This window comes from Shewanella sp. 125m-7 (genome assembly GCF_052977045.1).
This window is the reverse complement of the sequence record NZ_JBRILQ010000075.1, coordinates 1-8,295: the sequence shown is the minus strand read 5'-3', so window position 1 is coordinate 8,295 and position 8,295 is coordinate 1. Positions and strand designations below refer to the sequence as shown.

Genomic DNA, 8,295 nt, shown 5'->3' with positions numbered 1-8,295 from the left:
CATTCCTACGCTAATACGCCTAGAATTGAACTCGCGCAAGGCCTCTGAAATGAGCATGTTCAAGTCGTTTGGGTATACCAATCAGTGAGCGATTAACTCTTTCTACTGATTGGTATTATTCGCTTTTCAATTGTTCGCGATTACAGGCTTTCAAAATCATCCACGTTGATTGCCGCTAGGCGTAACTCATTCGCCTTAACTAATTGTTGATGTTCATCAGAACTAATCAAGGAGATCTCGAGCGCCGAGTCAAACAAGGCTAAAGGCTGAAGTTTTCTTGCCAATGTGCCCTCTTTTTGTGCTTGCTTAAGCTTTTTATATAGACCGTTACAGCCATGCTTAGCGATAAATGCATTTTCAACCTCAGCAATACCGCCGGTGTCTCCCTCAAAGTCAGGACACAAGAAGGTTAAACGGTCGCGTGCAGGGCAAGGTTTGCTCATTGAATTAACCAAATCGATTGAAAGCTTATCGCTTGCGTCTTTAAATCGGTTTCCTAGGGGGAAAATTAACGCTCGAAGTAATAAGGCTACACCACGATTAGGGAAGTTGCGAATGGCTTCATCTAATGCTCTTGCCGCTAGGTGCAGACGCGTTGCCATAACATGGCGCACCGCGGGTAAGTCATCAAACTGGCGACCATTGTCTTCAAACAACTTTAACGTTGCAGAGCCAAGGTATAGCTGACTTAAGACATCCCCCATTCGAGCGCTGAGCATCTCTTTACGTTTTAAGTCGCCACCCAAGATCAACATAGATACATCAGTCATCAAGGCTAAACTTGCCGATAAACGCGTCATATCTTTGTAATACTGTTTAGTTTCACCGCTTACTGGTGATGGTGCAAAACGGCTACCCGTTAATGCATTACCCAATGCACTGAAAGCATTACGAATAGCATAACCGATGTGACCTAATAACAGATCATCAAAGCGCTCTAACCCTTCATTGGTATCTTCCATAGCCGCCGCTTCCATCTCAGCTAACACATATGGATGACAGCGCGTTGCTCCTTGACCGAAGATCATCAAACTTCTGGTTAAAATATTGGCCCCTTCTACCGTAATAGAAATAGGTAGTGCCATATAACCGTGGCCTAAATAGTTTTTAGGCCCAAGCTGGATCCCTTTTCCTGACTGGATATCCATCGCATCGTCAATCACCTTACGACCAAGCTCAGTCATGTGATACTTGGCAATTGCTGTGACCACAGAAGGCTTAACCTTTAAGTCAATACCTGTTGTAGTTAGACGCCTTGCGGCTTCAAGCTGGTAGGTATTGGCGATAACCCGTGCTAAAGCTTCTTGTACCCCTTCAAAATGGCCAATTTCGATACCAAACTGCTTACGAACAAAGCTGTATGCGGTTGTCGTTTTAGTCGCCATATGGCCCGATGCAGTCGAAAGCGCAGGCAATGAGATCCCGCGTCCAGCTGATAAGCATTCAACCAGCATTCTCCAACCGCGCCCCGCAAATTGAGGGCCGCCGATAATCCAATCCAGTGGGATAAACACATCTTTACCACTAGTAGTGCCATTCATAAACGCCATATTTAATGGGTTGTGGCGACGACCAATTTCAACGCCATCGTGAGAGGTTGGGATCAAGGCGCAGGTAATACCAATCTCTTTTGTCTCACCGAGCAAACCATCTGGATCATGCATTTGAAATGCAAGACCCAGTACATCAGCCACTGGAGCAAGGGTAATATAGCGCTTATTCCAGTTAAGTTTTAAACCTAGGGTCTCTTCACCATTAAAGACTTGGCGACACACAATACCCGTATCAGGAATCGCTCCGGCATCACTACCCGCTTCTGGGCCTGTTAATGCAAAGCATGGAATGGCACGACCATCAGCTAATTGCGGTAACCAGAAATCTTTTTGTTCACTGGTTCCGTAATGAGTCAGCAACTCTCCAGGCCCTAATGAGTTAGGCACCATGACCGTTACCGCTGCACTCACACTTCTGCTAGCAATTTTGCTGACAATGGTAGAGTTAGCGTAAGCAGAGAACGCTTTACCGCCATACTTATTAGGGATAATAAGCGCAAAGAAGCCTTCTTTTTTGAAGTAATCCCAAAGCTCTGGAGGCAGATCTTTTCTTTCATTGACGATGTTGTAATCGTCAATCATGGTTAATGCTGTCACCACCTGATTGTCGATAAAATATTGCTCTTCAGAGGTTAAGGTTGGTTTACCATAGCTATGAAGCACTTGCCAGTTAGGTTTGCCTTTAAACAGCTCCCCTTCCCACCAAACATCGCCTGCTTCCATCGCTTCTTTTTCAGTTTTGGAAAGCGGTGGTAGCACTTTTTTAAAAAAGCTAAATACAGGACGAGTGACTAACTGCATCCTGATATTTTTAACACTGAATACAACGACTATTGTGACAATCAATAGTATTAATAATGTCGTAGCCATAATTTTTACATTACATCCTTAGTAAGTGGGACTGATACCCCGGCAGATAAATACGGAATGACTTTTCTAATAACAGCTTCAATATCATTGTGCTCCCCAAAGTCGGCTTCCGCAATTTCAGTTAATGCATCAGCAGAAGCCATGGTGAAAACAACCGTACCTAAGGTAAAGTGTAATCGCCAAAACATCTCTGCAGGAGGGATATGTGGTGCGCTCTCAGCTACAGCTTTCACAAAAAGCCCTAAATATTCACCATAATGCGTAGTGATAAACCAGCGTAGGTGCCCTTGGCTTTCGATATAGCCACGGCCTAACAGTTGAAGAAATGTGGTGGTACCTTCATTCCTTAATGTATTGAGATCGAGTAGTGGGGCAACCAAAGTTGAGAAAATATCGTTTAACGATGCGTTAGCGTTCTTTTTGCGCACAGCAACAATAGCATCAGCTGCCGCTGGCATAAATACATCGAGGTAACGTGCCAATACCGCTCGGATTAGCTCTTTTTTGGAGCCAAAATGGTAGTTAACAGATGCAAGGTTTACTTCAGCTTTGCTGGTAATTAATCTTAGTGAGGTCTCAGAAAAACCTCTTTCTGCAAATAATTTTTCCGCAGCATCCAGTATTCTTGTTTTTGTATCGGAGCGATTTGCCATTCCGTTGCCTTTTCTATTTTAAACACTCGTTTAAATTAAACATTCGCATGCTTATTGTCAAACTAAATCCCCTAACAATAAGTACAAACAGACCTGTATCGGCTTATATATGGACAAAAGCAACTCACCACGAACAACATAGGTGCCACAAAGAAAGGCAACAACTTAGGCCGCTTGCGCTGTTTATCTTTACTTTCGAGATCGCTGTGAAAGCGTCGCGCTTCCTGGTGCATTTCTACCTTGAGTAATGGTATTAGCGTTTAGACAAAAGTGAGGTCAGTTAGATATTTTACGCGGCGACTTCGCCACTCACTTATTTGAAAGGGATTTCGACTTACGCTCACAGCAAAGCTTACGGAAACAACGCCTAAGTATTTATAACGACGGTTTCCATGAGGCCATTAGTGACACCAATGGCGCTATCTATCACACCAAACTATTTAAAATAGATTGGTTTACTTGATGAAGTACCGGATGCATCAAAAGATATTAGCAGTACGATTATGTTTAAGAAGCTGAACGCCTGACATCTGTTCAGCAAAATGCATCATTTCTTCTTCGCCCATAACGGCTCCTACTCACACTGCAGTTACGGTGTTTTTCAAAACAGTTACCACTCTATTATACCGATTGCTATTAATTGGCATTGAAGCGTTAATGTTTGACGTACCGTGCCGTTTTACACATCTTGTAAAGATCTAGTACTTTAGTTCATGGTAACCATCTATTATAGTAGTTCCATTATATTATTAGTTTGTCCTATTACATGCTTAAAAAAGTTGCAACTGCACTAGCCTTAATGAGTACACTTTACTTTAGCCTCCTTCAAGTCGCTGTCGCGGATGATAATGAGGCACTTAATGCTGTCTACAATCAATTCAGCGCAGCCTTTAATAAGCTTGATGCAACTATGATGGAGTCAATCTATTCAGAAGATGCCTGCTATATTCCAGAAAACCAAGCTGAAGAGATCACACTAGGCCGCGATAATATCGTCGCGCTTTATAAGACATTTTTTGGAAAAATTAAGCATAAAAATGCCAAAATAGAGGTGGATTTTAGGGTCATTGAACGCAACATCGAAGGAACTAATTCAACTGATATAGGTTATTACCTTATTCGTTTTCACCCACCTGTCGATAACGGTGAGCCAACGAGTGAGTTTGCGGGTAAGTTTGTTGGTGTCTCGAAAAAGAAAAAAGATGGTAAGTGGTATTTAACTGTCGATACCAATAATCGCGCAGAAGCATCGTTTTATTATAATGCCAAACCGAGTCCAAACCTTTATTATGGCCGCCAATTTCCAGCATTAAGTCAAAACTCATTACCCAATAGCCATGACAAACCTTAATTTAGCAGATCAAAAGCTATGCCCCTGTTGTTCAGGTTCAGCCTATCAAGCATGCTGTCAACCACTTCACCTTAAGAGCAAACACGCGCTAACACCCGAGCAACTAATGCGTTCGCGATTTAGTGCTTTTTATCTAAAACAATATGATTACTTGATTGAAACTCACCATGATGATTACTTAAATGGCCAAACAAGGCAGAGCCTTGCACAAGAGCCGCTACCTCAATGGTTAGGTCTGCAGGTGTTAACCCATCATCAAACGGGTATCAAGGGTCAGGTCAGCTTTCAGGCTTGGTATAAACTCGATAATATGCTTGATGCCATTCATGAGTGCTCTGACTTTATTAAGCAAGATGAAAAGTGGTATTACACTCAAGGAAAGCAAAAAACACCGGTGCTGCCAAAACGCAACGACCTGTGTATCTGTCAAAGTGGCAAGAAATTTAAGCAGTGCTGTGGTAAGTAATGCCAATCGTACTAAATATGCGATAGGTATAACTTACGCTAATGAATTGCGGCTGACTTTTCCAAAAATTGGCTAAACTCTGACACTCTTAATGCCGGACTGTATAAGAATCCCTGAGCCTGATGACACAGATGTTTAGCTAAAAATAGTTCCTGCTCTTTCGTTTCGACCCCTTCAGCAGTCAGCGAAATATTCAATGCCGATGCCATAGCGATGATTGCACTTACGATTTCGCGGCTTTCATGACTTACTGATAAGTCTGATATGAATGAGCGATCAATTTTTAGTTTGCTGATTGGAAATTGTTTAAGATAACGCATAGAGCTATAACCGGTACCAAAGTCATCAATAGCTAAGCCAACGCCCAAAGCAGCAAGCTCATGGCATAAATTGGTGGCAGAGCGAATATCTTCCATTAACTCGGTTTCGGTTATTTCAAGGATCAGGCTATGGGGTTTTAGCCGATAACGAGTCACCAGCTCCCATACCTGCTCAAATAGATTACCACTGAAAAACTGCCTTGCTGATACGTTGACATGCATCGAGATGTCAATCTGGTGCCGTTGCCATAGATTGAGTTGCTTACAGGCGGCTTCTAACACCCACGAGCCGATATCATTAATCAGACCCGTTTGCTCTGCAATATCAATAAATGCGCCTGGGTATAACACCCCTTTCTTAGGGTGATGCCAGCGGATCAGCGCCTCTGCACCAATATAAGACTGTTTTTTCAGATCTTTCAGCGGTTGATAATAGAGTTCAAATTGCCGTCCTTTTATCGCAACGGCCAAGTCTCTTTCAATTTGTGTATCTTCTTTAAACGCATTTAACAATGCTGAGTTAAATACTTGAATGGCAGTACCTTGCTTATTTTTCGCGTTTTGAAGTGCAATATCGGCACAGGTTAGCGGTGATATTTTTTGCTCTATTGATGCCAGTGCAACGCGAGCTAAGGCGGGTTTAGGCTCAATCTGCTCAGTACCTATGGCGATAGGCACTTCAAGTTGTTTATATAATCGTTCTGTTGCCTGCTCAATATCGATTTCATCTTGTTCATTTTCGAATAAAATAGCGAACTCATCACTGCCTATTCTAGCGACTTCAGAAATTTGATTCATTTCAGCAAAATGCCGTATTCGTCTTGCGATTTCAATTAGCATGATATCGCCATTGGCATGGCCGTATGTATCGTTAAACCGTTTAAACCCTTGAAGATCAATAAGCACTAAATGACCTAACTGCGCTTTATCCAACACACGGCTAAAATGAGTTCGATTGTACAGACCCGTGAGTCCGCAGCGCCAGGCTAAGCGCAATAACTCTTTTTGATGGTTATGCTGGTCAGTACAATCGTCAGCATTGATCAATGCAAAATGATTACCTCTATCTGAGATAAAGCGTTTTACCGAAAAGTGCATCCAATAAGACGTACCATCATCGCGAACTAAGTTCACCTCTTCTTCTGAGGCTTCACCAATGCGAGCTTTATTTAATACAAGAGCAGATAATGCAGGGTATTGTTTAAAAAAATCCAACAGTTGGACTTTGCGCCCCAATATTCTTTCTCTTGGTACTTTTGTTAAATCGGCGTGCGCCTTATTGACGTATTCAATGCACTCAGATGCGAGATTAACCACCATCATTATTTGTTCAGACTGCTCTGCAGCTGACAAAAACAGCGTTAGCCGCTCATCTTTTTCATAACCATATTGCGTCGCCAAGGTTAGTGCCAATTGGTCGGCAACTTGTGAGCACAGCAGAACGTCGCTGTCATTCCATGCTTCAGCGACTTGAGTGCGTTCTAGGCTTAAAATGCCCTCTAAATGACCGTTGATTCGGATCGCAACTTCTAATACAGACACGATCCCTAATGCTTGATAATAGGGTCTGAGCTCAACTAAACGACTATCATCAACACAATATTCAGCTGAAATATGGCGTTCACCTTTGAGCTGATGAATAAAGTTGGGGCAAGATGAGGGGGTTGGACGAATCGCGGTGACCGTTGGTAAGCTAGCAGACGTGCATAGGCGTGTAATTTGATGCAGAGTATTCGCTTCAGCTGATAGCGCAGAAACGACAACACTTGAAACATTGAGCTGCTTGGCAAGTAATTCAGCTGCAATTTGCGCAGTGGCGTTAAAATCCCCTAGCTGCTTTGCCTCTGAATTAACAATGTACTCCAACAATTGCTGAAATTGATGCTTCTTCACACGTTATCCTAATGAGATAAGCAAATGGCTTATCAATGGCTTTAATTATTAAAGCAAAAAAGATTATTTTTATAGGGTACAGGTTACATGAATCAACGTAATTACAGCAAGTTTTACGACTAGATTTTACAAACCATTTTCTAACTGAAAAATCATTTTTTCAGCGCTAAAAGAGAATGTTAGACTAACCTTGGCACTTTGCTCTTGCTGTTGTTTTTCAAAAGTAACACCTTCAAAGCGCTGCTGTGCTTTAGCAATAACTTCATCTGCTAATTGTTCACAATTGTCGCCGTTTAATTCTAATTCTAGTACGGTGTCGAATTCATCGATAACCGCACCGACATCCACAAAACTACCACAGTCTGTACATGTATCATTAACCAAATTTGATTGCGCTTTTTGAATATTTTTCATCTTGATTTGTCTCTACAAAGATATTGTGAATCAATGATTATATATCAGCAATTCAAAATAGAGCAGGATCATCATCAAGCTTGAGCAATAAATTCACTCATTTGCCGCTGCATGTGTAGCTGATCAGCAAAATGCGTTAGCGTAATATGAGATTTTGTTGGCAACTGTCTATATCGATTACGCGTTGTCAGTTCACAGTTAGCCAATACTTCCTGCATGTCTAATGCTTCATCTTTGCGGATCACCAACGCCTCTTCGTTTAGGGTATTAGCTAATCGAAATGCAGCAGCGCCACCTAATTGATGAACCTGGCTGTTATCGACAACGATTGGCTCACTACCGAGCTTAGCAAGCAAAGTTTGTGGCTTAGGCAGTTCAAATTTAGCTCTGAGATCGTTAGATTGATACGCATCGGTTTGAAATTGAGCCATGTCACGAGCATCCGCCGACAACATAGACAGCAGTAAACCAAACTCACCCCGACGGTTTGATCCGATGGCATGATTTAGTCGTGAACCTAATTGCGATTCGTTAACTAAAGCGTTAGTTAGCTGCATAACACTCAATTTGCATAAAAATAAACCTATAAAACAACTCGTTGATAGTTAATCGACCATTCAGACAAATACTTTAGGATTTATTTCATATTTAGGCTTTACAGAAGAAATTATTCTGACTACTATTGCCGCCGCAATTGAGGAGGGGTTCCCGAGTGGCCAAAGGGATCAGACTGTAAATCTGACGGCTCAGCCTTCGAAGGTTCGAATCCTTCTCC

7 protein-coding genes are annotated in these 8,295 nt (G+C 42.1%); 2 read left to right on the top strand and 5 right to left on the bottom strand.

What is annotated here, in order from left to right:
• Positions 1 to 140: 140 nt before the first annotated feature.
• Both ACVBIL_RS20235 and ACVBIL_RS20230 read right to left on the bottom strand, forming a co-directional pair.
• Complete coding sequence (locus ACVBIL_RS20235) at positions 141 to 2,423, bottom strand: acyl-CoA dehydrogenase (RefSeq protein WP_447168739.1); 2,283 nt, start codon at positions 2,421 to 2,423, stop codon at positions 141 to 143.
• A gap of 5 nt (positions 2,424 to 2,428) precedes the next feature.
• A complete protein-coding gene (locus tag ACVBIL_RS20230; protein WP_447168738.1) occupies positions 2,429 to 3,076 on the bottom strand; it encodes a TetR/AcrR family transcriptional regulator in 648 nt (215 codons plus the stop codon).
• A gap of 766 nt (positions 3,077 to 3,842) precedes the next feature.
• Between ACVBIL_RS20230 and ACVBIL_RS20225 the strand changes: the two genes are divergently transcribed.
• Both ACVBIL_RS20225 and ACVBIL_RS20220 read left to right on the top strand, forming a co-directional pair.
• Positions 3,843 to 4,427 carry a YybH family protein gene (locus ACVBIL_RS20225; RefSeq protein WP_447168737.1) on the top strand — a complete coding sequence of 195 codons (585 nt, stop codon included), beginning with the start codon at positions 3,843 to 3,845 and terminating at the stop codon, positions 4,425 to 4,427.
• On the top strand, positions 4,414 to 4,893 hold the full coding sequence (locus tag ACVBIL_RS20220) for a YchJ family protein (RefSeq protein ID WP_447168736.1): 480 nt from the start codon (positions 4,414 to 4,416) through the stop codon (positions 4,891 to 4,893). Before ACVBIL_RS20225 ends, ACVBIL_RS20220 begins: the two co-directional genes overlap by 14 nt.
• 38 nt (positions 4,894 to 4,931) lie before the next feature.
• Here the strand turns inward: ACVBIL_RS20220 and ACVBIL_RS20215 are convergent, their stop codons facing one another.
• The 3 genes from ACVBIL_RS20215 to ACVBIL_RS20205 all read right to left on the bottom strand — a co-directional run bounded on the left by ACVBIL_RS20215 (position 4,932) and on the right by ACVBIL_RS20205 (position 8,077).
• Positions 4,932 to 7,106, bottom strand: a complete 2,175-nt coding sequence (locus tag ACVBIL_RS20215; protein ID WP_447168735.1) for a putative bifunctional diguanylate cyclase/phosphodiesterase — start codon at positions 7,104 to 7,106, stop codon at positions 4,932 to 4,934.
• A gap of 126 nt (positions 7,107 to 7,232) precedes the next feature.
• On the bottom strand, positions 7,233 to 7,520 hold the full coding sequence (locus tag ACVBIL_RS20210; RefSeq protein WP_447168734.1) for a DUF406 family protein: 288 nt from the start codon (positions 7,518 to 7,520) through the stop codon (positions 7,233 to 7,235).
• 74 nt (positions 7,521 to 7,594) lie between these two features.
• Complete coding sequence (locus ACVBIL_RS20205) at positions 7,595 to 8,077, bottom strand: VC2046/SO_2500 family protein (protein WP_447168733.1); 483 nt, start codon at positions 8,075 to 8,077, stop codon at positions 7,595 to 7,597.
• Positions 8,078 to 8,295: the final 218 nt, after the last annotated feature.

Excerpts from the sequence above, each read along its gene's own strand:
- ACVBIL_RS20235 (WP_447168739.1), bottom strand. The coding sequence starts at position 2,423 with ATGGCTACGACATTATTAATACTATTGATTGTCACAATAGTCGTTGTA.
- ACVBIL_RS20230 (WP_447168738.1), bottom strand. The coding sequence starts at position 3,076 with ATGGCAAATCGCTCCGATACAAAAACAAGAATACTGGATGCTGCGGAA.
- ACVBIL_RS20225 (WP_447168737.1), top strand. The coding sequence starts at position 3,843 with ATGCTTAAAAAAGTTGCAACTGCACTAGCCTTAATGAGTACACTTTAC.
- ACVBIL_RS20220 (WP_447168736.1), top strand. The coding sequence starts at position 4,414 with ATGACAAACCTTAATTTAGCAGATCAAAAGCTATGCCCCTGTTGTTCA.
- ACVBIL_RS20210 (WP_447168734.1), bottom strand. The coding sequence starts at position 7,520 with ATGAAAAATATTCAAAAAGCGCAATCAAATTTGGTTAATGATACATGT.
- ACVBIL_RS20205 (WP_447168733.1), bottom strand. The coding sequence starts at position 8,077 with ATGCAGCTAACTAACGCTTTAGTTAACGAATCGCAATTAGGTTCACGA.